Genomic DNA, 22,128 nt, shown 5'->3' on the forward strand with positions numbered 1-22,128 from the left:
TCCGGGGTCGTGAAAGGATGCCCGGCACCATGAGAACCAGCTTGCCGGTGCCGGGCGGGGGCCCCAGGTGAGGGGCAGGGCGAAGCCGCCGCCGTCGCCGCTCCCCCAGCGCGACGGCGTCGACCCGGTCCGGGTGCGGCTCCCCGAGGACCCGGACGGGCGGTGGGCGACGGTCCGCGGTCATCTGCTGGCCCGGTTCGCCGGGGCGATCGGCGCCGACCGGGTCGAGGCGCTGCTCGCCGGGGGCCGGATCGTGTCGACGGCGGGCCCGGTCTCCGGCGACGAGCCGTACGCGGCGGGCCGGTACCTGTGGTTCCACCGGGATTTCGCCCCGGAGGAGCCGGTGCCGTTCCCGGTCGGGGTGGTGTACCGGGACGAGCACCTGGTCGTCGCGGACAAGCCGCACTTCCTGGCGACGACACCGCGCGGCCGGCACATCACCGAGACGGCCGTGGCCCGGCTCCGCCGCGATCTGGACCTGCCGCTGCTCCAGCCCGCGCACCGGCTGGACCGGCTGACCGCCGGCCTGGTGCTGTTCGTGGTGCGGCCCCGGGAGCGGGGCGCGTACCAGACGCTGTTCCGGGACCGGCTGGTGCGCAAGGAGTACGAGGCGGTGGCGCCGTACGCTCCCGGTCTTGCCCTGCCGCGTACCGTGCGCAGCCGCATCGTGAAGGAGCGCGGGGTGCTCGCCGCCCGCGAGGAGCCCGGCGAGCCGAACAGCGAGAGCCGGATCGAGCTGCTGGGGCACCGGGAGGGTCTTGGGCGCTACCGGCTGCTGCCCGCGACCGGGCGCACGCACCAGCTGCGGGTCCATATGAAAGGCCTGGGCCTGCCGCTCGTCCACGACCCGCTCTACCCCGTGGTCCTGCCGGACGGCGCACCCGAGGACTTCTCGCGTCCGCTGCAACTCCTGGCCCGGGTGCTGGAGTTCACCGATCCGGTCACGGGAGAGCCGCACCGCTTCGAGAGCGGGCTGCGGCTCTCCGCATGGCCTCGGGGCTGAGCGGCCGGACGGTCAGTGGCCGCGGGCGATCCACTCGTCCAGGTGCGGGGCCTCCGCGCCGATGGTGGTGGAGTCGCCGTGTCCGGTGCGGACGGCGGTCTCCGGGGCCAGGGTGAGCAGCCGGTCCCTGATCGAGTCGACGATCGTCGGGAAGTGCGAGAAGGACCGGCCGGTGGCGCCGGGCCCGCCCTGGAAGAGCGTGTCACCGGTGAAGACGGTGGCCAGCTCGGGGGCGTACAGGCAGACCGCGCCGGGGGCGTGTCCCGGGGTGTGCAGGACGGTGAGCGTGGTGCCCGCGACGGTGATCTCCTGGCCGTCGGCCAGTTCGCCGTCGGGCGCCCGGTCGGGGTGGGTCCGGTTCCACAGCGGCAGGTCGTCCGGGTGGAGCAGGATCGGCGCGCCGGTGGCGTCGGCGAGCGCGGGGGCGGCGTCGATGTGGTCGTTGTGCGCGTGGGTGCAGACGATGGCGCGCAGCCTGCGGCCGTCGAGCGCGGCCTCGATGGCGGCGGCGTCGTGGGCGGCGTCGATGACGACGGCCTCGGTGTCGTCGCCGACGATCCAGACGTTGTTGTCGACGTCCCACTCGCCGCCGTCGAGGGCGAAGGTGCCGGAGGTGACGAGGTGGTCGATGCGGGCGGCCATCAGAGGACCACCACCGAGCGCAGGACGTCGCCGTCGTGCATCCGGCCGAAGGCCTGCTCGATGTCGCCGAGACCGATGGTCTCCGTGACGAACGCGCCGAGGTCGAGGCGGCCCTGCTGGTGGAGGTCGATGAGCATCGGGAAGTCGCGGGAGGGCAGGCAGTCGCCGTACCAGGAGGACTTGAGCGAGCCGCCGCGGCCGAAGACGTCGAGCAGCGGGAGTTCGAGCTGCATCTCGGGCGTGGGGACGCCGACCAGGACGACGGTGCCGGCGAGGTCGCGGGCGTAGAAGGCCTGCTTGTACGTCTCCGGCCGGCCGACGGCCTCGATGACGACGTCCGCGCCGTTGCCGCCGGTGAGTTCGCGGATGGCCTCGACGGGATCGGTGGAGCGGGAGTTGACGGTGTGGGTGGCGCCCATCGACTTCGCCGTCTCCAGCTTGCGGTCGTCGATGTCGACGGCGATGATCCGGGCCGCGCCGGCCAGCCGGGCGCCCGCGATCGCGGCGTCCCCGACGCCGCCGCAGCCGATGACGGCGACCGAGTCGCCGCGGCCGACCCGGCCGGTGTTGATGGCGGCGCCGATGCCCGCCATGACGCCGCAGCCGAGGAGTCCGGCGACGGCCGGGGAGACCTCGGGGTCGACCTTGGTGCACTGGCCGGCGGCGACGAGGGTCTTCTCGGCGAACGCGCCGATGCCCAGGGCCGGAGAGAGTTCGGTGCCGTCCAGCAGGGTCATCTTCTGCTTGGCGTTGTGCGTGTCGAAGCAGTACCAGGGGCGGCCGCGCAGACAGGCCCGGCACTGGCCGCACACGGCACGCCAGTTGAGGATCACGAAGTCGCCCGGCGCCACGTCGGTGACGCCGTCGCCGACGGACTCCACGACGCCCGCGGCCTCGTGGCCGAGGAGGAAGGGGAACTCGTCGTTGATGCCGCCCTGCTTGTAGTGCAGGTCTGTGTGGCAGACACCGCACGCCTGGACCTTGACCACGGCCTCACCGGGGCCGGGGTCCGGAATGACGATCGTCTCGACGCGTACCGGTTCGTTCTTTCCCGGTGCGATGACCCCTTGTACGTGCTGCGGCATTCCCGTGGACTCCCTTTCCCGACTCTTCACTGAGACCGGTCCTCCCGGTTTTCCCGGGATCGATCACGGGCCACGGTACGCCGTGCGGGGGCCCGGCCCGCTTCAGGGCGCGAGAACGTCCAGCTCGTGCAGGGCGCCGACCGCGATCTCCTTCGTCAGCCGCTCCGCCTCTGCCGCGTCGCCCTCGCGCACGGCTTCGGCGAGCCGGACGTGCAGGGTGACGGCCGCCGGGTCGGGGTCCTCGAACATCACCTGGTGGTGGGTGCGACCCGCCAGGACCTCGGCGACCACGTCTCCCAGGCGCGCGAACATCTCGTTGCCGGAGGCATTGAGGACGATGCGATGGAAGGCGATGTCGTGGGCGAGGTAGCCCTCCAACTGCTGGCCGCGCGAGGTGGCGACCATGCCGAGGGCGCGTTCGGTGAGTTCGGCGCACTGCTGGGGGGTGGCGTTGCGGGCGGCGAGCGAGGCGGCGACCGGTTCGACCGCCGAGCGCAGGACGGTCAGGGAGCGCAGTTGGCGGGGGCGGTCGGCGCCGGCCAGCCGCCAGCGGATGACCTGGGGGTCGTACACGTTCCACGCCTCGGCCGGCCGTACGGTCACGCCGACCCGGCGGCGGGACTCGACCAGGTGCATGGACTCCAGGACCCGGACCACCTCCCGGACGACGGTGCGCGAGACGTCGAAGCGCTGCGCGAGTTCGTCCGTGCGCAGGACCTGGCCGGGCCGGTGCTCGCCCGCGGCGATCTCCATACCCAGGGCGTCCAGGACATGGGTGTGGAGCCCCTGGGCAGGTGTGGTCATGGCCCCAGGGTACGGGGCACCCTCCGACCCCAAAAAGTACGACGTTTATGTCACAGCGTCTTGAATAAGTCGTACGTATGCGTTTCAGTAGCGCGACGGACCGATGTCGAGGAAGACATCGAAGAGACAGCGAGGCACCGCATGAGAACCCCCCACGTCGTCGTGGTGATGGGCGTCGCAGGGACCGGCAAGACCACGATCGGCCCCCTGCTCGCCGCCGCACTGGGCGTTCCGTACGCCGAGGGCGACGACTTCCATCCCCCCGCGAACATCGCCAAGATGTCGGCCGGCACCCCGCTGGACGACGCGGACCGGTGGCCCTGGCTGGACGCGATCGGGCAGTGGGCGCACGGCCGGGCCGGGCTCGGCGGGGTCGTCAGCAGCTCGGCCCTCAAGCGCGCCTACCGCGACCGGCTGCGCGGCGAGGCCCCCGACGCCGTCTTCCTCCATCTGACCGGCGACCGGTCCCTGATCGAGGAGCGGATGGCGGGCCGCAAGGGCCACTTCATGCCGACCGCGCTCCTCGACTCGCAGTTCGCCACCCTCCAGCCCCTGGAGGACGACGAGGCCGGCGTCGCCGTGGACGTCTCCGGCTCTCCCGAAGAAATCACCCAGCGAGCCGTCGCCGCGTTGCGCCGGCTCGACGACTAAGGATCATCACCGTGACCAGTCTCAGCGTCGAGATGCTGGCAGCGGACGCCGCCGTACCGATCACCTCGGCCGGCAACGCGCAGTTGGGCATCGCCGTCCTGGCGGGCATCGCCGTCATCGTCCTGCTCATCACCCAGTTCAAGTTGCACGCGTTCCTCGCGCTCACCATCGGCTCACTGGCGCTCGGTTCGTTCGCCGGCGCCGCGCCGGCGAAGACGATAGCGAGCTTCACCGCGGGCCTCGGCTCGACCGTCGCGGGCGTCGGCGTCCTCATCGCGCTCGGCGCGATCCTGGGCAAGCTGCTCGCGGACTCCGGCGGCGCCGACCAGATCGTGGACACGATCCTGGCGAGGACGGGCAAGCGGGCCATGCCGTGGGCGATGGTCCTCATCGCCTCGATCGTCGGCCTGCCGCTGTTCTTCGAGGTCGGGATCGTCCTGATGATCCCGGTGGTACTGCTCGTCGCCAAGCGCGGCAACTACTCCCTGATGCGCATCGGCATCCCGGCCCTGGCCGGCCTGTCCGTGATGCACGGGCTCATCCCGCCGCACCCCGGCCCGCTGGTCGCGATCGACGCCCTCGACGCCAACCTCGGCGTCACCCTGGCCCTCGGCGTGGTCGTCGCGATCCCGACGGTGATCCTCGCCGGCCCGGTCTTCTCCCGCTACGCCGCCCGCTGGGTGGACATCCAGGCGCCGGAGAAGATGATCCCGCAGCGCCCTTCCGAGGACCTGGACCGCCGGCCGAGCTTCGGCGCCACCCTCGCGACGATCCTGCTGCCCGTCGTGCTGATGCTGGTCAAGGCGCTCGTCGACATCGTGGTGGACGACCCCGAGCAGGGGTTCCAGAAGGTCACCGATGTGATCGGCTCGCCGCTGATCGCACTGCTCGCGGCCGTGCTCGTCGGCATGTTCACGCTGGGCCGGGCCGCCGGGTTCACCAAGGCCCGGCTCTCCACCACGGTGGAGAAGTCCCTCGCCCCGATCGCCGGTGTGCTGCTCATCGTGGGCGCGGGCGGCGGCTTCAAGCAGACGCTGATCGACGCCGGTGTGGGCGAGATGATCCTGGACTTCTCCGAGGACTGGTCGATTCCCGCGCTGCTGCTGGGCTGGCTGATCGCCGTGGCGATCCGGCTCGCGACCGGTTCGGCGACCGTGGCGACCATTTCGGCGGCCGGTCTGGTCGCCCCGCTGGCGGCCGACATGTCGACCTCGCACGCGGCTCTGCTGGTCCTCGCCGTCGGCGCCGGTTCGCTCTTCTTCAGCCATGTCAACGACGCCGGTTTCTGGCTGGTGAAGGAGTACTTCGGCATGGACGTCGGCCAGACGGTGAAGACCTGGTCGGTGATGGAGACCATCATCTCCGTGGCCTCGCTGGTCTTCATCCTGCTGCTGTCGCTCATCCTGTAGCCGGGCTTCCAGCCGGTTCGGCATGGCGCAAGTCCGGCGTCCGCCGCGGCGGTGCCAGACTTGCGCCATGCCGAACCGCGAAGCGCTCAAGCCCTTCCTCCTCGCCTTCCCCGGTCCGCTGCGCGACCAGCTGGTCGCCGCGGTCCTGGACGGGCGGAAGGTGTCGACCTCGGGCCTGCTCCTGGAGTACGAGATCGAGAAGGAGGAGCTGCCCCCGATCGGTGAGCGCTCCGCCCTCATCGACTCGGACGGCCGGGAGACCGCGGTGCTCGAAGTGACCGAGGTGCGGGTGCTGCGGCTCGCCGACGTCGACCTCCAGCACGCGCTGGACGAGGGCGAGGGCTATGCGTCGGTCGCCGAGTGGCGGGCGGGCCACGAACGGTTCTGGCACAGCGACGAGATGCGCGAGGCGCTCGGCGACCCGGAGTTCACGGTGAACGACGAGACCATGATCGTCGCCGAACGGTTCCGGGTCGTCGAACGCCTCGGCCCCGACGCGGAGCCCGTGAACGCGAAGGCCCCGGTCGCGGAGCCCGTACGGGACTGACCGGGCCCCGCCCCGCTCACCGCACCTCCGCCTCCGCCCTCCCGCGCCGGTGCGCGCTCTTGACCAGGCCGAGACGGCGGCGGAACGCGAGCAGCCGGGGATGGCGCTCGTGCAGTTCGGCCGAGCGCCGGTCCAGCTCCTGGCCCAGGCGCTCGGTGCGCTTCTCGATGTCCAGCTCGTCCAGGATGCGGTCCACCTCGGCGAGGAGCGCCCCGTGCAGCTGCCACTTCCTGGGATGCTCCTGGACCGCGGCCAGCAGCATGTCCGCCACCAGGTCGCGGGTCTCCCGGCTGGCGGTCAGCGCGTCGAAGAGCCGGTCCTCGGCCTCCTCCGCGCTGGCGGCCACCGGGGTGGTGATGAGCACCGAGAAGCTTTCGATGGCCCCCGCCATCTGTTCGAACAGTTCCGTGATGTGCCCGGCGACCTCGGCGGGGAAGAGGGGTTCGTCCACCCGGTCCTTGGCGAGGTCGGTAAGCGTCCTGGACAGCACCCGTATGACGACCGCGCAGATCTCCAGCGTGTCCAGACCGGTGCGCAGCACCACGCGGTGCAGCAGCCCCTGCCGCACCCTCGGGTTGAGCATGAGGCTTTCCTCGGCCTGTCGCAGGGAGGCGTCCACCTCCACGATGTCGTGGTCGAGACGGCGGGCCCGGTGCAGCCGGTCGGCCGCCTCCGGGACGGTGACCGGACGGGCGAGGTCGCTGCCCAGGTCGCGGAACATCTGCCCCATCTCGCGGGCCAGCCCGTCGATGGAGGCGCCCGCGGTCTGCACCCACACGGGCGGGGCGAACAGCAGGTTGAACAGCAGGCCCACACCGGCGCCGATCAGTGTCTCGAACACGCGCTCCCACGCCATGCTCGTTCTCGCGGCCACCGAGGTGACGCCGAGGACGAGCATGGCGCTGATCGCCACCTCGGGAACGAATTCGTCGACCCGGACCAGTCTGCCGATGATCAGCGCCGTGAAGATGGTCAGCCCCAGGCTCCACCAGGACAGGCCGACCAGGGAGCTGAAGCCGCTCGCGATGAGGACGCCGACGACCACGGCGGTCACACGCTTGACCGACATGTTGACGGTGGCGTAGAGGGTCACCTGGACGACGAGCAGTGCGGTCAGCGGTGCGGTCAGGGGTGCGGGCTCGGTCAGCGTCGCGGTCGCCACGGCATAGGCGATCACCGCCGCGCCCGTGGAGCGCAGGGTCTGCGCCGCCACGGGTTCGGTGGTGCGCCGGACGAGTTTGATGACGGGTTCGGCTACTCCTGGCATTTCCTTCCCATGCCCGCATCCGGCGCCCAACCACGGTTCCGGGCCCGGAACCCCACCGGACGGACGCGCGCGGGGGCCGTGGGGCGCCTGTCGGCCGCCTTACCCGACCGCCTTCGCGGCGGCGCGGCCCGCCGCCCGGCCGGAGAATATGCAGCCGCCGAGGAAGGTGCCCTCCAGCGAGCGGTAGCCGTGCACCCCGCCGCCGCCGAAGCCGGCCGCCTCCCCCGCCGCGTACACGCCTGCCAGCGGGGTGCCGTCCTCGGTCAGGACGCGCGAGGACAGGTCCGTCTCCAGGCCGCCGAGCGACTTGCGGGTCAGGATGTTCAGCCGTACGGCGATCAGCGGGCCCGCCGCGGGGTCGAGGATGCGGTGGGGAGCCGCCGTACGGATCAACCGGTCGCCGAGGTACGTGCGGGCGCCGCGGATCGCGGTGACCTGCAGGTCCTTGGTGAAGGGGTTGGCGATCTCCCGGTCGCGGGCGGTGATCTCGCGGCGCAGCTCGCCCTCGTCGATGAGCCCGTCCCCGGTGAGCGCGTTCATGCCGCGTACGAGGGCACCGAGGTCCTTCTCCACGACGAAGTCCACGCCGTTGTCCATGAACGCCTTGACGGGCCCCGGCACGTCCGCGCGGGCCCGGCCGATCACGTCACGGATCGACTTGCCGGTCAGGTCTGGGTTCTGCTCGGAGCCGGAGAGCGCGAACTCCTTCCCGATGATCTTCCGGTCCAGGACGAACCAGGTGTAGTCGTGGCCGGTGCGCATGATGTGTTCGAGGGTTCCCAGCGTGTCGAAGCCGGGGAAGAGGGGGACGGGCAGCCGCTTGCCGCGCGCGTCCAGCCAGAGCGAGGAGGGGCCGGGCAGGATGCGGATGGCGTGGTTGGCCCAGATCGGGTTCCAGTTCTCGATGCCCTCGGTGTAGTGCCACATCCGGTCCCGGTTGATGTGGTGGGCGCCCGCCTCCTCGGTGATGCCGAGCATCAGCCCGTCGACGTGTGCGGGGACGCCGGAGAGCATCTTGGCCGGCGGGGTGCCGAGCCGTTCGGGCCACTGCTCGCGTACGAGGTCGTGGTTGCCGCCGATGCCGCCGGAGGTGACGATCACCGCCTGGGCCCTGAGCTCGAAGGTGCCGGCGCTCTCACGGCCGCTGGCGGTCCCGCGCGGGGCGGCGCTCGGTTCCAGCACCTCGCCGGTGACCGTGTCGATGGTGCCCCCGGTGCGGGCGAGGCCGGTGACGCGGTGGCGGAAGCGGAAGGTGACGAGGCCCCTGGCGACGCCCTCGCGCACCCGGCGCTCGAAGGGGGCGACGACGCCGGGGCCGGTGCCCCAGGTGATGTGGAAGCGGGGGACGGAGTTGCCGTGGCCGGTCGCGTCGTAGCCGCCGCGTTCCGCCCAGCCGACGACGGGGAAGAGCCGCAGGCCCTGGGCGCGCAGCCAGGAGCGCTTCTCACCGGCGGCGAAGTCGACGTACGCCTCGGCCCACTGCCGCGGCCAGTGGTCCTCCTCGCGGTCGAAACCGGCCGTGCCCATCCAGTCCTGGAGGGCCAGCTCGTGGCTGTCCTTGATCCGCAGCCGGCGCTGTTCGGGCGAGTCGACGAAGAAGAGGCCGCCGAAGGACCAGTGCGCCTGGCCGCCGAGCGACTGCTCGGGCTCCTGGTCGAGCAGGATGACCGAACGCCCCGCGTCCACGAGTTCCGCGGTGGCCACGAGACCCGCGAGCCCTGCCCCGATCACGATCACATCAGCGTCGTACGCCATGGCTTCCATCCTTGTCGGGGCCGGGGGGGTGTCTGACGAAGTTACTGGTGCGTCAGATACTGGGCACCGCCCGACCCCGCGTCAACCGCCCGGTCGGCCGCGCTGCCGCCGCACCGGCCCCGCGCAGGCGCTATCGTCGAACCACATCACCCTCTTCCGGCCTGACGTGGGGTGGAGAAGCGTGTCGGTGCTGGTCCTCGTGCTCGCCGTGGCTGCCGCCTGCTGCCTGGGCTTCGGCTTCGTGCTCCAGCAGGCCGCCGCCGCTCACGCGCCCAAACGCGACTATCTGACGTTCCGGCTGCTGCTCGACCTGATGAAGGTGCGCAGTTGGCTGGCCGGTATCGCTCTGATGGTCTGCGGCATGGTGCTGGGCGCCCTGGCCCTGGGCAAGGGCGAGGTCTCCCTCGTGGAACCGCTCCTGGCGACCAACCTGCTCTTCGCGATGACCCTGTCCCGGCACCGCACCGGCCAGCGGCTGGGCCGGCAGGGCTGGGCGGGGCTCTGGCTGCTGGCCGGCGGGGTCGCCGCGTTCCTGCTGGCGGGCGAGCCGAAGGGCGGCCAGGCGGTGTCCAGCCCGCTGCGGCACTGGCTGGTGGTGGGCGTGGTGGCGGGCCTGGCCTTGCTGCTCACCGCCTTCGCCAAGCGCGCGCGGACCGTGGCGTCCCCGGCGCTGCTGGCGGTGGCGGCCGGACTGCTCTACGGACTGCAGGACGCCCTCACCCGGGTCAGCGGTCAGCGCCTGTCGGACGCGGGCTGGGCGGGCCTGGCGACGTCCTGGCAGCCGTACGCGGTGATCGTGCTCGGGGTGACGGGCCTGCTGCTGGTGCAGAGCGCGTTCGAGACGGGCCCGCTGCGGACGTCGCTGCCCGCCCTGACTGCGGCCCAGCCGCTGGCCGGGATCGCCTGCGGGATCGGGTTCATGGGTGACCGGGTGCGGACGGACACGGGCGCGCTGGCCTGGCAGGCGGCGGGTCTCGCGGCGATCGTGGCCGGGATCGTGCTGCTGGGGCTGCATCCGGCGATGCCGGAGGGGCCGGTGGGCGGGCGCCGCTCGCAGAGCCTCCAACCGCGCTGAACGGCCGGCGGTGGCCGTGGGGTGGGGCGCGGTGCGGCGGTGTCGGCGGTCTGCTGTTGGATGGCGGGCATGACACCTTCTGACGAGATCCTGGACATCGTCGACGAGAACGACGTGGTCGTGGGGCAGGCCCCGCGCGGCGAGGCGACGGCCCGGGGCCTGCGCCACCGGTGTGTCTTCATCGAGGCCCGGGACGCCGAGGGCCGGGTCTTCGTGCACCGCAGGACCGCCACCAAGCTGGTCTTCCCCTCCCACTACGACATGTTCGTCGGCGGGGTCGTCGGCGCCGGCGAGAGTTACGACGAGGCGGCGCTGCGGGAGGCCGAGGAGGAGCTGGGCGTCTCGGGGCTCCCCCGCCCCGAGCCGCTGTTCAAGTTCCTCTACGAGGGCGGCCGGCACACCTGGTGGTCGTACGTCTACCGGGTCCGGTGCGAGCTTCCGGTGAATCCCCAGGTGGAGGAGGTCGCCTGGCACACCTTCCTCGACGACGAGGAGCTGGAGCGGCGGCTCGACGACTGGCTGTGGGTGCCGGACGGCCTCGACTGCTACCGGCGGCTGCGGGCGTTCCGGGCCCGGGAGGCGTCCTGAACGGCGGGAGTGAGCAAGAAATCGGTGGATAAGGCGCACACATGAACGAGTTCCTGCAGAGTCTGCGGCTGTGGTTCGCGCCGCAGCGCATCCGCGACGAGGGCGACACCCCCGACTACCGCTTCTCGCTCGCCAACGAGCGGACCTTCCTCGCCTGGATACGGACGGCTCTGGCCCTGATCGGCGGGGGTTTCGCCGTCGACCAGTTCCTGCCGGGGCTGTCCTGGGGGGTGCGTGCGGGTCTGGCGCTCGCCCTGCTGGCGGCCGGTGTGCTGTGTGCGCTGCGGGCCGTCAACCACTGGGTGCGGTGCGAGCGGGCGATGCGGCGCGGCGAGGACCTGCCGGTCTCCCGTTTCCCGACGCTGCTGAGTCTCGCCGTCGCCGTGGTGGCGGTGGCGATGGTGGTCGTGGTCCTCTTCGGCTGGGAGGGCCGGTGACGGCCGGGGAGCGCGACCCGGGTCTCCAGCCCGAGCGGACCCGGCTGGCGTGGCGGCGTACGACGCTGTCCTGCACGGTGGCGGCGCTGCTGGCCGGCAAGCAGGCGCTGCACGGCGGTGCGTCGGGCGCCGGGATCGTCGCCCTGTCGCTGAGCGCGCTGGCCTGGCTGGGGTTCCTGTGGGTCGCCAACCGCCGGGTGCAGGCCATGGGCGGCGCACGCCCGCGCCCGCTGGGGTCCGGGGACGCGGTGACGGCCGCCGCGTGCACGATCGCGCTGGCGGTGTTCGCGGCGGCCATGCTGTTCTGACCGGGCGGCCGTGCGGCGGCCGGCCCGGGTCAGCCCTCCGGTGTGTCCCAGTCCACCGTGACGACGATCTTTCCGCGGGTGCGGCCCTCGGCGTTGAGCCGGTGGGCCTCGGCCGCCTCGGCCAGCGGGAAGACCCGGTCGACGTGGACCGAGACGATGCCCTGTTCGGCCAGCTCCGCCAGATGTGCCAGGTCCTGGGCGTCGGGCCGGACGAACGCGTACCGGCCGCCGTACGAGAACACCTCGGTGTCCACGATGGAGGCCAGGCGTCCTTCGGGGGCGAGCGTCTCGGCGGAGACGCGCAGGGTCTCGCCGCCCACGGTGTCGAACGCGGCGTCGATCCCGTCGGGTGCCAGGGCCCGCAGCCGGTCGGCGAGCCCGTCGCCGTACTCCACGGGTTCCGCGCCGAGCCGGCGCAGATGGTCGTGGTTGCGTTCGCTCGCGGTCCCGATGACCCGGCAGCCGGCGTGCCGGGCGAGCTGTACGGCGAGTGAGCCGACGCCTCCCGCCGCCGCGTGGACGAGGACGGTGTCCCCCTCGCGGACGTGCAGGACCCGGTGGAGCACCTGGTAGGCGGTGAGACCGGCCAGGGGCAGGCCCGCCGCCTCCTCGAAGCTCAGGCTGAGCGGCTTGCGGGCGAGGGTGCGCACGGGGGCGGCGACGTACTCGGCGAAGGTCCCCCGGCTCAGGAAGTCCTCCCGCACGTAGCCGATGACCTCGTCGCCGACCGCGAACTCGTCCACGGCGACGCCGGGCTGGACGACGACCCCGGAGACGTCCCAGCCGGGGATCACCGGGAAGACCGTGTCGAGGAGGCCGTCCAGGTTCCCTTCCCGGGCCTGGCGGTCGACCGGGTTCACGGCGGCGGCCCGCACCTTGACCAGGACGGTGTCGGGGCCGACCTTCGGGTCGGGCCGCTCTCCGTACTCCAGGACACCGGCATCGCCGAATCTGCTGTAACTGATGGCCTTCATGTTCCGACCCTCAAGGCGCGCCGGGGCGTCCGCAACTCGGCCGGGGCCTTCACCAGCGCGGGATCGGCGGCGTGGCCCACCCCGGCTCGGCCTTGCGCATCGCGGCGGCGTCGTCGCGTTCGCGCATCGTGCCGTCGTCGTCGCGCCAGCGGCGGTGCAGCGCGGCCAGCCGGTCCCGGTCCAGTTCGACGCCGAGACCGGGGGCGTCGGAGACGGTGAGGTGGCCGTCCTCGAAGACGTGGCGGGTGGTGATGACGTCCTCGCTCTGCCAGGGGTAGTGGCTGTCGCAGGCGTAGTCGAGGTTGGGGACGGTGGCCGCGACGTGCGTCATCGCGGCGAGGCTGATCCCGAGGTGGGTGTTGGAGTGCATGGAGAGCCCGACGCCGTGGGTGCGGCAGATCCCGGCCAGTTCACGGGTGCGGTGCAGTCCGCCCCAGTAGTGGTGGTCGGACAGGACGACCTGGACGGCGTCCCGCGCGAACGCCTCCGGGACCTCGGCGAGGGTCGTCACGCACATATTCGTGGCCAGCGGCACATCGGTGCCCGCCGCGACGTCGGCCATCGGCCCGGTGCCGCTCGTCGGGTCCTCCAGGTATTCGAGTACGTCCTTCAGCTGCTCGGCGACGTACAGCGAGGTCTCCACGGACCAGGCGCCGTTGGGGTCCAGGCGCAGCGGCCGGCCGGGGAACGCGTCGGCGAGTGCCCGGACGGCCGCGATCTCCTGGTCGGGCGGGAAGACGCCGCCCTTGAGCTTGAAGGAGGAGAAGCCGTGGGCGCGGGCGAAGCGCCGGGCCTGGGCGACGACTCCGGCCGGGTCGAGGGCCGCGCCCCAGTCGTCGCGCTCGCCGTCCTCCGGGTGGGTGGCCCAGCGGTAGAAGAGGTACGCGCTGTACTCGACGCGGTCGCGGACCTTGCTGCCGAGCAGCGCGTGCACCGGCAGGCCGAGGGCCTTGCCGAGCGCGTCCAGGCAGGCCACCTCGAAGCCGGAGACCACCGAGAGCCGCAGCTTGTCGGAGGTCTGGACGCCCCGCAGCCCGCCCGCGTCGACCCGCTCGTCGGCCGCCCGTGAATCGCCGCACACCTCGTCGGCCAGGGCGAACAGCCCGTTCACGTCGGTGACCGGACGTCCGGGCAGGGCTGCGGCGAGGGGCGCCGCGAGTTCGAGGTACTTGCCGTCGCCGTAGGTCTCCCCGACGCCGGTCACCCCGCCCCGGGTGACGACCTCCACGACCAGTCTGGGGGTGTACGGCTGGTGGACGCCCTGAGTGTTGAGGAGGGGCGGGTCGGCTATCAGGATCGGGGTGAGCCGGACTTCGTCGATCAGCAGCGCGGTATCCATACGTGAACTCTATTCAGAGATACGACCCGACACCAGGGGTCGAGCCGCACCGGGACCGGAGTCCGCACATTCGGTTACGGGAGTTCACTGGACGACATACCGACTGGTCGGCATCATGAGACCGACCGTTCGCCCAGTCCGGAGGTACGCACGATGAGCCACGCCCACCCGCCAGGACTCGACCTCGACCGGTTGCGCGGACATCTCGACCGCGAGCGCCCGGGGATGGTGAACGGACCGCTCGACGCCCGGGTCGTGGAGGGCGGCCGGTCGAACCTGACGTACGTCGTCACCGACGCGACCAGCCGCTGGGTCGTCCGCCGGCCGCCGCTGGGGCACGTACTGGCCACCGCCCACGACATGAAGCGCGAGCACCGGGTGATCAGCGCCCTGCACCCGACCGCCGTCCCGGTTCCCGAGCCGGTGCTGCTCTGCGAGGACGACACCGTCATCGGCGCACCGTTCTACGTCATGGAGTACGTGGAGGGCACCCCGTACCGCACGGCGGAGCAGCTGGCCCCGCTCGGTCCCGAGCGCACCCGGGCGGCGGTGCTCGCCCTGGTCGACACCCTGGTGGAGCTGCACGCCGTGGACCCCGCGTCCGTGGGGCTCGGCGACTTCGGGCGCCCCGAGGGCTTCCTCGACCGGCAGCTGCGCCGCTGGAGCAAGCAGTTGGACGCCTCCCGCGACCGCGAGCTGCCCGGCATCGACGAACTGCACGCGGCGCTCGGCCGGGACCTGCCCGTCTCCCCCGCCCCCACCGTCGTGCACGGCGACTACCGCCTGGACAACGCCCTGATCGGCGCCGACGACGAGATCAAGGCCGTCCTCGACTGGGAGATGTCGACCCTCGGCGACCCGCTGACCGACCTCGGCCTGCTGGTGATGTACAGCTCCGACCTGGGCCTGCCCGAGTCGCCCGTCTCCACCACCAGCGGCGCGGCCGGCCACCCCTCCCCGGCCGAGCTGATCGAGCGCTACGCCGCCCGCTCCGGCCGCGACACCTCCGCCATCTCCTGGTACACGGCGTTCGCCTGGTTCAAGCTCGCCGTGATCCTGGAGGGCATCCACTACCGCTACACCCTGGGCCAGACGGTCGGCGGCGGCTTCGACCGCATCGGCGACCTCGTCCCCGTCTTCATCGAGCACGGCCTCACCACCCTCCAGGAAGGCTGACCCACCCCATGGACTTCGCATTCGACGCCCGTACCGAGGAGCTGCGCGCCCGGCTGCTCGCCTTCATGGACGAGCACGTCTACCCGGCCGAGCCGGTCGCGGACGAGCAGCGCGCCGAACTGGCCTCCCCCTGGCAGACCCCGCGGGTGGTGGAGGACCTGAAGGCGGAGGCCCGCAGGCAGGGCCTGTGGAACCTCTTCCTGCCGGGCACCGGGCACGGCGCCGGGCTGACCAACCTCCAGTACGCCCCGCTGGCGGAGATCCTGGGCCGCTCCCCGCGCCTGGCGCCGACCGCGACGAACTGCGCCGCGCCGGACACCGGGAACATGGAGGTGCTGGCCGAGTTCGGCACGGACGAGCAGAAGAAGCGGTGGCTGGAACCACTGCTGGCCGGCGAGATCCGCTCCGCGTTCGCGATGACGGAGCCGGAGGTCGCCTCCTCGGACGCGACCAACATCGAGACCCGGATCACCCGCGACGGCGGTGACTACGTGATCAACGGGCGCAAGTGGTACATCTCCGGGGCGATGAACCCGGACTGCGCGATCTTCATCGTGATGGGCAAGACCGACCCGGACGGCGCCGACATCCGCCGCCAGCAGTCGCAGATCCTCGTCCCCCGCGACACCCCGGGCCTCACGGTGAAGCGCGCCATGCAGGTGTACGGCTACGAGGACCACTGGCACGGCGGCCACGCGGAGGTCGTCTTCGACAACGTGCGGGTGCCGGCGGCGAACCTCATCGGTGAGGAGGGCGGCGGCTTCGCCATCGCCCAGGCCCGGCTGGGCCCCGGCCGCATCCACCACTGCATGCGGCTCATCGGCATGGCGGAGCGCGCCATCGAGCTGATGTGCCGGCGCGCGGTCTCCCGTACCGCCTTCGGCAAGCCGCTCGCCCAGCAGGGCGTCGTCCAGAACTGGATCGCGGACGCCCGGGTCACCGTCGAACAGCTGCGGCTCCTCGTGCTGAAGACGGCCTGGCTGATGGACACGGTCGGCAACCGGGGCGCACACACCGAGATCCAGTCCATCAAGATCGCCACCCCGCGCGCGGTCGTCGCCATCCTCGACCAGGCGGTCCAGCTGCACGGCGCGGGCGGGGTGAGCCAGGACTTCCCGCTGGCCGAGCTGTGGGCGTCGGCCCGGACGCTGCGCCTGGCGGACGGCCCGGACGAGGTGCACCAGCGGTCCCTGGCCCGGCGGGAGATCAAGCGGTACCTGTAGGGAACCGGCTCGGCGGGCCCGTGTCCTGCGGCGGGCCCGCCGCGCTGTCAATAACCGCCCGACGGCAGGTGATCGGCCAGCGCCAGGTCACGGGCGAAGGCCCGCACCCGCAGCAGGGAGCGGGCGAGGAGGCGGACCGGGCGGGCGCGGCGGGGGCCGTAGGCCACGGTCCACAGGGCGGGGATGCGGGTGGAGCTCTGGATGTGCGCCATGAATCCAGCTTCACCCCGGCCGTCGGTTCGGTCCAACAGATGGAATCGCTGCCTGCGATCGATAGCGTAGATGCATGGAGATACGCCAGCTCCGCCACTTCGTGGCGGTGATCACGCACGGCAGTTTCACCGCGGCCGCCCGTGCCGAGCTGATCGTGCAGTCCGCGCTGAGCACGTCCGTCCGCAACCTCGAACGGGAGCTGGGCGCCGCCCTGTTCGAGCGCACCGGCCGCCGGGTGGTGCTCACGGAGGCGGGGCGGGCACTGCTGCCGTCGGCCCGGACGGTGCTCGCGGGGACGGACGCCGCGCGCGACGCGGTGGCCGCGGTGTCGGGGCTGGCCGCCGGGCGGGTGCGGATCGGCACGATCCAGACGCTCACCTGTGTGGATCTGGCCGCCGAGCTGGCGGCGTTCCACCGCTTGTGGCCCGGGGTGCAGATCTCGCTGCGCGAGGCGACGACGCCGGAGCTGGTGGCGGGGGTGCGCGCCGGTGAGCTGGACCTCGCCTATCTGGCGCCGGACAACGCCGAACTGCCCGAGGGGATCACCGCGTTCGCCACCTGGCGGGAGGAACTGGTGCTGATCACCGCGCCCGGACACCGGCTGGCGACGGCCGGGCGCACGCTGATCCAGGATCTCGCCGACGAGCCGTTCGTGGACTTCCGCGCGGGCACCGGCCTGGAGACGGCGGTGCGCCGGCTGGCCGCGCACTGCGGTCTGGAGCGCCGCATCACCTGTGACGTCACACAGATCCGGCTGCTCGTGGACCTCGTGCGGGCGGGCATCGGCGTCGCGATCGTGCCGCGCCGGATCGGCGAGGACGCCGGGCTGCCGTGCGTGACCATCCGGCAGCCGGAGCCGGGCCGGACCGTGCTGCTGGTGGGCCGGTCGCCCCGGCCGCGCAACCCGGCGGCGGAGGCGCTGCTCGGGCGGCTGTGCGGCGAGGACCGCGCTACGGCCTGAGTGCCCGCAGCAGCAGGTCGGCCAGGTGGTCGGCGACCTCCTGCGGGGTGAGGGGGCCGTCCGGCCGGTACCAGGTCGACAGGTGGTGGACGGAGCCGAAGTGGTAGTCGACGATCAGGTCCGCCGGGGTCGCCGTGGAGAACACCCCGCTGTGCTGGCCCTCCTCGACCAGGGCGCGGAAGCGCTCGTGGTAGCGGCGCCGCTCGCCCCGTACCTGCTTGTTCTTCTCCGGGCTCAGGTGGTGCATGGAGCGGAAGAAGATCGAGGCGTCGTCGAGGTTCTCGATGGTGGTGACGACGACGTCGGCCGCCGCGTCGCGCAGCCGCTGCTCGATGGGCGCTTCGGCGTTCGCGAAGGCGTCCAGGCGCTCCTGCTGGAGGCGCAGCACCCGGGCGTACACCTCCTGGAGCAGGTCCTCCTTGGAGCCGAAGTAGTGGTAGAGCGCCCCCTTGGTGACGCCGGCCGCCTCCACGATCTCCTGGACCGAGGTGCGGTCGTAGCCCTGCTCGGCGAAGAGCCGGGTGGCGGCGGCCAGCAGCCGCTGGGGGACGGGGGTGCCGCTCCCGTCCGTCTCCTTGGCCATAGCCGCCGCCTTCCTTCCGTTCCGTGGTGGGCCGTGCCCGGTGAACCGTTTCTAGCGGGGTGAACGCAGTTCCCGCCTGAGGATCTTCCCACTGGCCGTCTTGGGCAGTTCGGCCAGGATCTCGACTTCGCGCGGGTACTTGTACGCGGCGAGCCGTTCCTTGCAGTACGCGCCCAGTTCGGCGGGGTCGGCCGAGGCGCCGGGGCGCAGGCTGACGTAGGCGCGGACCGTCTCGCCCCGGTAGGCGTCGGGCACACCGACGACGGCGGCCTCGCGCACGGCCGGGTGCGTGTAGAGGACGTCCTCGACCTCGCGCGGCCAGACCTTGAAGCCGGAGGCGTTGATCATGTCCTTCTTGCGGTCCACGACGTAGAGCCAGCCCTCGCGGTCCATGAAGCCGATGTCGCCGGTGCGCAGTTCGCCGTCGGGGAACGCGGCTGCGGTGGCCTCGGGCAGCCGCCAGTAGCCGGAGACGACCTGCGGGCCGCGCACCGCGATCTCGCCCTGCTCGCCGAAGGGCACGTCCGCGCCGTTCTCGTCGATGATCCGGACGACGGTGTCCGGGCCGGGCACGCCGACCGAGAGGGTGCCGGAGACCGGGTCGACGGGCGCTTCGCGCTCGGGCGGTACGGAGGCGCAGGGGGCGGTGCACTCGGTGAGGCCGTAGCCGTTGCGTATGTACGGGCCGAGGCCCGCCCGGAACTTCTCCACGAGCGCGGGCGGCAGCGGTGCCCCGCCGGAGGAGATGACCTGGAAGGACGCGAAGTGCTCGGGCGTGACGCCGGGGGTGGCGGCGAGCGCCATGAAGGCGGTCGAGGGGCCGACGGTGTACGCGGGGCGGTGCTCGGCGAAGGCGTCCAGGACCACGCCGGGGTGGAAACGGTAGGCCAGGACGAGGGTGCCCGCGTTGGTGAGGCAGGCGGCCAGCTGGCAGACCATGCCGGTGATGTGGAAGAGCGGGGCGAGGGCGAAGTAGGCGGCGCCCTCGGGGACGGGGTGGCCGGTGCGCTGGCGTTCGGCGTTGACCATGATGTTGCCGTGGGAGTTCATGGCGCCCTTGGGGGTGCCGCTGGTCCCGGAGGTGTAGCTGATCAGCGCCACGTCGGCGGCGGTCAGGTCGCGTCCGGCGGGGGCGGGGAGGCCCTGGCGGGCGACGGCGACCAGGTCGTCGGCGTCGGACGCGGCGGGCAGCCGCTCGAAGTCGAGGACCCGCTCGTCGTTCTCCGTCTGGAGGTCCAGCTCGCACGCGGTGAGGGCGATCCGGACGCCGGGCGCACCGGCCGCGGTGTCCCGCAGATACGCCTCCCAGGCACGGTCCGAGCAGATGAGGGCGGTGACCTCGGCGTCCTTGAGGACATGGCCGACCTCGGCGGACTTGTACATCGGGTTGAGCGGTACGACGGTCGCCCCGGCCTTCCAGGCGCCGAGGAGGGCGAGGACGAACTGCGGGGAGTTCTGGAGCATGATCGCGACCCGGTCGCCGCGCTCCAGGCCCCGGGCGGCGAGGTGGCCGGCCACGGAGTCGGACAGTTCGTCCGTCTCGCGGTAGCTGAGGCGTCCGTCGAAGTAGGCGAGCGCCGGGTGGCCGGGGGCCCGGCCCACCGAGTCGCGGAAGGCGTGCACCAGGGTCTCGGCGGGGTGGACGGGGGCCCGCTGGGCCTCGCTGAGCAGCGGGAGCCAGGGCTTCGCCGCGTAGATCGACTCGGTCATGCTCCGGTCTCCTCCCACTTGCGCTGAAGGCGGTTCATACTGCCGAGCCAGTGGTCGGTGTTCTCGGCGCGGGCCCGGTAGTAGCCGGCGACCTCGGGGTGCGGCAGGACGAGGAAGCGGTCCTCGGCCATGGCGTCGAAGAGGGCGTCGGCGACGTCCTCGGGCTCGATGGCGCTGGGGGCGAGGACGAGTTCGCCGGCCGATCCGGAGGCCGTGAGCATGTCCGTACGCACGCCCTGGGGGCAGATCGCGTGGACCTTGACGCCGCGGTGGCGGTAGGTGAGGGACAGCCACTCGGCGAAGGCGACCGCGCCGTGCTTGGTGACGCTGTACGGCGCGGCGCCGATCATCGTCAGCAGTCCGGCGGCGGAGGCGGTGGCGACGAACCGGCCGCTGCCACGCTCCAGCCAGTCCGGGAGCAGCGCGCGGGCCGCCCGGACGTGGGCCATGACGTTGACGTCCCAGGCCGCGGCCCAGACCTCCTCGTCGGCCAGGGCGTCGCCGGGCGAGGCGAGGCCCGCGTTGGCGCAGTAGACGTCGATGGTGCCGTCCAGCGCGTCCCGGGCCGCTTCCACGATCCGCGAGGCGTCCCCGGCGACCGCGACGGCGCCGGTCTCCTCGGCGAGCGCCTTGATCCTGGCCTCGTCCAGGTCGTTGACGACGACCCGCGCGCCCTCGGCGGCGAATCTGCGGGCGAGCGCGGCGCCGATGCCGCCTCCGGCCCCGGTGACCACCACGCCCGCGCCCTGCACCGTACTCATCGCTCACGCCTCTCTCAGCCGACTGCACCAGCAGACTAACCAGTCGGTATGTCGTCAGGGAAGGGGTGCGCCCCGGTCATGGGTCGGTCGTGGGCCACTCCGGGACCACTCCGGGACCGCTCAAGGACTGTTCAGGGACCACTCCGGGCACGGCGGCCCCGACCGACGCGTTCCCCGCGGCCCGTCCGCGCGCTAGCGTGCGTGACCATGACAGACGTCGCGATCATGGAGGTGGCCGAATGAGCCTGTCCAGGCGTGGTTTGCTGGCCGCCGGCGGAGCGATGGGGGCCCTCGCGGCGACAGCCGCATCGGCCGCGCCCGCGGCCGCCGGTACGTCGCACGGCAAGGGCCACGGGCACGGCAACGGCAACGGGCAGCGCCGGGTCCGTACCGGATTCGACCGGCTGGCGGCGGGCGGCTACGCCCTGCTGAAGGGACAGCGGGTCGGCGTCGTCACCAACCCCACCGGCATCACCTCCGACGTCCAGCACATCGTGGACGTGATGCACCCCGACGGCCGGGTGAACCTGACCGCCGTCTTCGGCCCCGAGCACGGCTTCCGCGGCACCGCGCAGGCGGGCGGCTCGGAGGGGCGGTACGACGACCCCGCGACCGGGCTCCCGGTCTACGACACGTACCTCAAGAGCGGCCAGGATCTCGCCGACGTCTTCACCGCGTCCGGCGTGGACACGATCGTCTTCGACATCCAGGACGCCGGCGCCCGCTTCTACACGTACATCTGGACGCTGTACGACTGCATGGAGGCGGCGGCCCTCGCGGGCAAGAGGTTCGTCGTCCTGGACCGGCCGAACCCGGTGTCCGGGCGGGCCGCGCTCGGGCCCGTACTCGACCCGGCGTTCGGGACGTTCGTGGGCCGCAGGGAGATCTCCCAGGCGCACGGCATGACGGTCACCGAGCTGGCGCTGCTGTTCAACGGGGAGTTCCTGGCGGACCGCCCGGCGGACCTGGAGATCGTGAAGATGACGGGGTGGTCGCGCTCCGACTTCTTCGACGCGACGGGCCTGCCGTGGGTGCCGCCGAGCCCCAACATGCCGACGCCCGACACGGCGCTCGTCTACTCGGGCACCTGCCTGTTCGAGGGGACGAACCTCTCCGAGGGGCGCGGCACGACCCGGCCGTTCGAGTTGCTGGGCGCGGAGGGCATCGACCACACCTGGGCGGCCGCCGCGAACGCGCTGGACCTGCCCGGAGTGGCGTTCCGCGAGGCATACTTCGCGCCGACGTTCTCGAAGTTCGAGGGCACGACGGTGGGCGGGGTGCAGCTGCACGTCCAGGACCGCGAGGTCTTCGACCCGGTGCGCACGGGGATCGCGCTGCTGGTCACGGCGAAGCGGACGTGGAGCGGGTTCGCGTGGCGGTCGGACGACTGGATCGACAAGCTGACCGGCAACACCCGGGTCCGCACGATGATCGACGCGGGTGCGGACACGGATGAGGTCGTGGCGGCTTGGGCTAAGGACCTCGCGGCGTTCCGGGCGGTGCGGAAGCGGTACTTGCAGTACCGGTGAGGTGTGCGGGCGGGCCCGCGTGTGCGGTGAGTGCGTGCGGGCCCGCCCCCGCCTGACGGTTCCGTCCTCAATCGCCGGACGGGCTGGC

The 22,128-nt window shown here is 72.3% G+C and carries 23 protein-coding genes; 12 read left to right on the forward strand and 11 right to left on the reverse strand.

The window, feature by feature from the left end; all coding sequences use genetic code 11:
* Positions 1–67 precede the first annotated feature (67 nt).
* Positions 68–1,003: a pseudouridine synthase gene (locus E6P78_RS15070; RefSeq protein WP_136204080.1), complete on the forward strand. Its 936-nt coding sequence runs from the start codon at positions 68–70 to the stop codon at positions 1,001–1,003.
* Between the two features lie 12 nt (positions 1,004–1,015).
* On the opposite strand, the gene E6P78_RS15075 is transcribed toward E6P78_RS15070, so the two are convergent.
* From E6P78_RS15075 to E6P78_RS15085, 3 genes are all read right to left on the reverse strand, one after another.
* On the reverse strand, positions 1,016–1,645 hold the full coding sequence (locus E6P78_RS15075; RefSeq protein ID WP_136204081.1) for an MBL fold metallo-hydrolase: 630 nt from the start codon (positions 1,643–1,645) through the stop codon (positions 1,016–1,018).
* Complete coding sequence (locus tag E6P78_RS15080; protein WP_136204082.1) at positions 1,645–2,730, reverse strand: S-(hydroxymethyl)mycothiol dehydrogenase; 1,086 nt, start codon at positions 2,728–2,730, stop codon at positions 1,645–1,647. The genes E6P78_RS15075 and E6P78_RS15080 overlap by 1 nt, the downstream gene beginning before the upstream one ends.
* A 102-nt stretch (positions 2,731–2,832) precedes the next feature.
* Positions 2,833–3,534, reverse strand: a complete 702-nt coding sequence (locus E6P78_RS15085; RefSeq protein WP_136204083.1) for an FCD domain-containing protein — start codon at positions 3,532–3,534, stop codon at positions 2,833–2,835.
* A 141-nt stretch (positions 3,535–3,675) separates the two neighbouring features.
* Between E6P78_RS15085 and E6P78_RS15090 the strand changes: the two genes are divergently transcribed.
* The 3 genes from E6P78_RS15090 to E6P78_RS15100 all read left to right on the forward strand — a co-directional run bounded on the left by E6P78_RS15090 (position 3,676) and on the right by E6P78_RS15100 (position 6,141).
* Complete coding sequence (locus E6P78_RS15090; RefSeq protein ID WP_136204084.1) at positions 3,676–4,185, forward strand: gluconokinase; 510 nt, start codon at positions 3,676–3,678, stop codon at positions 4,183–4,185.
* An 11-nt stretch (positions 4,186–4,196) separates the two neighbouring features.
* A complete protein-coding gene (locus E6P78_RS15095; protein WP_136204085.1) occupies positions 4,197–5,594 on the forward strand; it encodes a gluconate:H+ symporter in 1,398 nt (465 codons plus the stop codon).
* 67 nt (positions 5,595–5,661) lie between these two features.
* The gene (locus E6P78_RS15100) at positions 5,662–6,141 is read left to right on the forward strand and encodes an ASCH domain-containing protein (RefSeq protein WP_136204086.1); all 480 of its coding nucleotides are present in this window, start codon (positions 5,662–5,664) and stop codon (positions 6,139–6,141) included.
* Positions 6,142–6,157: 16 nt separating this feature from the next.
* Here the strand turns inward: E6P78_RS15100 and E6P78_RS15105 are convergent, their stop codons facing one another.
* Positions 6,158–7,408, reverse strand: coding sequence for an FUSC family protein (locus E6P78_RS15105; RefSeq protein WP_136204087.1), 1,251 nt, complete (start codon positions 7,406–7,408; stop codon positions 6,158–6,160).
* Positions 7,409–7,507: 99 nt separating this feature from the next.
* Positions 7,508–9,163 carry an FAD-binding dehydrogenase gene (locus tag E6P78_RS15110; RefSeq protein ID WP_136204088.1) on the reverse strand — a complete coding sequence of 552 codons (1,656 nt, stop codon included), beginning with the start codon at positions 9,161–9,163 and terminating at the stop codon, positions 7,508–7,510.
* Positions 9,164–9,344: 181 nt separating this feature from the next.
* Here E6P78_RS15110 and E6P78_RS15115 point away from each other — a divergent pair, with 181 nt between their 5' ends.
* The 4 genes from E6P78_RS15115 to E6P78_RS15130 all read left to right on the forward strand — a co-directional run bounded on the left by E6P78_RS15115 (position 9,345) and on the right by E6P78_RS15130 (position 11,571).
* The gene (locus E6P78_RS15115) at positions 9,345–10,238 is read left to right on the forward strand and encodes a DMT family transporter (RefSeq protein ID WP_136204089.1); all 894 of its coding nucleotides are present in this window, start codon (positions 9,345–9,347) and stop codon (positions 10,236–10,238) included.
* A 69-nt stretch (positions 10,239–10,307) separates the two neighbouring features.
* Entirely contained in the window at positions 10,308–10,826 is a 519-nt protein-coding gene (locus E6P78_RS15120; protein WP_136204090.1) for an NUDIX domain-containing protein, read from the forward strand.
* Between the two features lie 41 nt (positions 10,827–10,867).
* Complete coding sequence (locus tag E6P78_RS15125) at positions 10,868–11,263, forward strand: DUF202 domain-containing protein (RefSeq protein ID WP_136204091.1); 396 nt, start codon at positions 10,868–10,870, stop codon at positions 11,261–11,263.
* Positions 11,260–11,571, forward strand: a complete 312-nt coding sequence (locus E6P78_RS15130; protein WP_136204092.1) for a DUF202 domain-containing protein — start codon at positions 11,260–11,262, stop codon at positions 11,569–11,571. Before E6P78_RS15125 ends, E6P78_RS15130 begins: the two co-directional genes overlap by 4 nt.
* A 29-nt stretch (positions 11,572–11,600) precedes the next feature.
* Here the strand turns inward: E6P78_RS15130 and E6P78_RS15135 are convergent, their stop codons facing one another.
* The gene (locus E6P78_RS15135) at positions 11,601–12,545 is read right to left on the reverse strand and encodes an NADP-dependent oxidoreductase (protein ID WP_136204093.1); all 945 of its coding nucleotides are present in this window, start codon (positions 12,543–12,545) and stop codon (positions 11,601–11,603) included.
* A 49-nt stretch (positions 12,546–12,594) separates the two neighbouring features.
* Complete coding sequence (locus E6P78_RS15140) at positions 12,595–13,884, reverse strand: glucarate dehydratase family protein (protein ID WP_136204094.1); 1,290 nt, start codon at positions 13,882–13,884, stop codon at positions 12,595–12,597.
* Between the two features lie 153 nt (positions 13,885–14,037).
* Between E6P78_RS15140 and E6P78_RS15145 the strand changes: the two genes are divergently transcribed.
* Together E6P78_RS15145 and E6P78_RS15150 are read left to right on the forward strand one after the other, a co-directional pair.
* A complete protein-coding gene (locus E6P78_RS15145; RefSeq protein ID WP_136204095.1) occupies positions 14,038–15,060 on the forward strand; it encodes a phosphotransferase family protein in 1,023 nt (340 codons plus the stop codon).
* A gap of 8 nt (positions 15,061–15,068) precedes the next feature.
* The gene (locus tag E6P78_RS15150; protein ID WP_136204096.1) at positions 15,069–16,283 is read left to right on the forward strand and encodes an acyl-CoA dehydrogenase family protein; all 1,215 of its coding nucleotides are present in this window, start codon (positions 15,069–15,071) and stop codon (positions 16,281–16,283) included.
* Positions 16,284–16,330: 47 nt separating this feature from the next.
* On the opposite strand, the gene E6P78_RS32775 is transcribed toward E6P78_RS15150, so the two are convergent.
* Positions 16,331–16,495 (reverse strand): hypothetical protein, encoded by a 165-nt coding sequence (locus E6P78_RS32775; RefSeq protein WP_168712627.1) that lies wholly within the window; start codon positions 16,493–16,495, stop codon positions 16,331–16,333.
* Positions 16,496–16,569: 74 nt separating this feature from the next.
* On the opposite strand from E6P78_RS32775, the gene E6P78_RS15155 reads away from it, so the two are divergent.
* Positions 16,570–17,457, forward strand: a complete 888-nt coding sequence (locus E6P78_RS15155) for a LysR family transcriptional regulator (RefSeq protein WP_136204097.1) — start codon at positions 16,570–16,572, stop codon at positions 17,455–17,457.
* Here the strand turns inward: E6P78_RS15155 and E6P78_RS15160 are convergent.
* Genes E6P78_RS15160 through E6P78_RS15170 form a run of 3 tightly spaced genes read right to left on the reverse strand, consistent with a single transcriptional unit; the run spans position 17,447 to position 20,511 of the window.
* Positions 17,447–18,040, reverse strand: coding sequence for a TetR/AcrR family transcriptional regulator (locus tag E6P78_RS15160; protein WP_136204098.1), 594 nt, complete (start codon positions 18,038–18,040; stop codon positions 17,447–17,449). The genes E6P78_RS15155 and E6P78_RS15160 overlap by 11 nt on opposite strands.
* Positions 18,041–18,091: 51 nt before the next feature.
* Entirely contained in the window at positions 18,092–19,750 is a 1,659-nt protein-coding gene (locus E6P78_RS15165) for an AMP-binding protein (protein WP_136204099.1), read from the reverse strand.
* Positions 19,747–20,511, reverse strand: coding sequence for an SDR family oxidoreductase (locus tag E6P78_RS15170; RefSeq protein ID WP_136204100.1), 765 nt, complete (start codon positions 20,509–20,511; stop codon positions 19,747–19,749). The genes E6P78_RS15165 and E6P78_RS15170 overlap by 4 nt, the downstream gene beginning before the upstream one ends.
* A 239-nt stretch (positions 20,512–20,750) precedes the next feature.
* Between E6P78_RS15170 and E6P78_RS15175 the strand changes: the two genes are divergently transcribed.
* On the forward strand, positions 20,751–22,040 hold the full coding sequence (locus E6P78_RS15175; RefSeq protein ID WP_136204101.1) for a DUF1343 domain-containing protein: 1,290 nt from the start codon (positions 20,751–20,753) through the stop codon (positions 22,038–22,040).
* Positions 22,041–22,128 lie beyond the last annotated feature (88 nt).

The sequence above is a fragment of the Streptomyces sp. A0958 genome, from assembly GCF_004795035.1.
Taxonomy (GTDB): Bacteria; Actinomycetota; Actinomycetes; order Streptomycetales; family Streptomycetaceae; genus Streptomyces.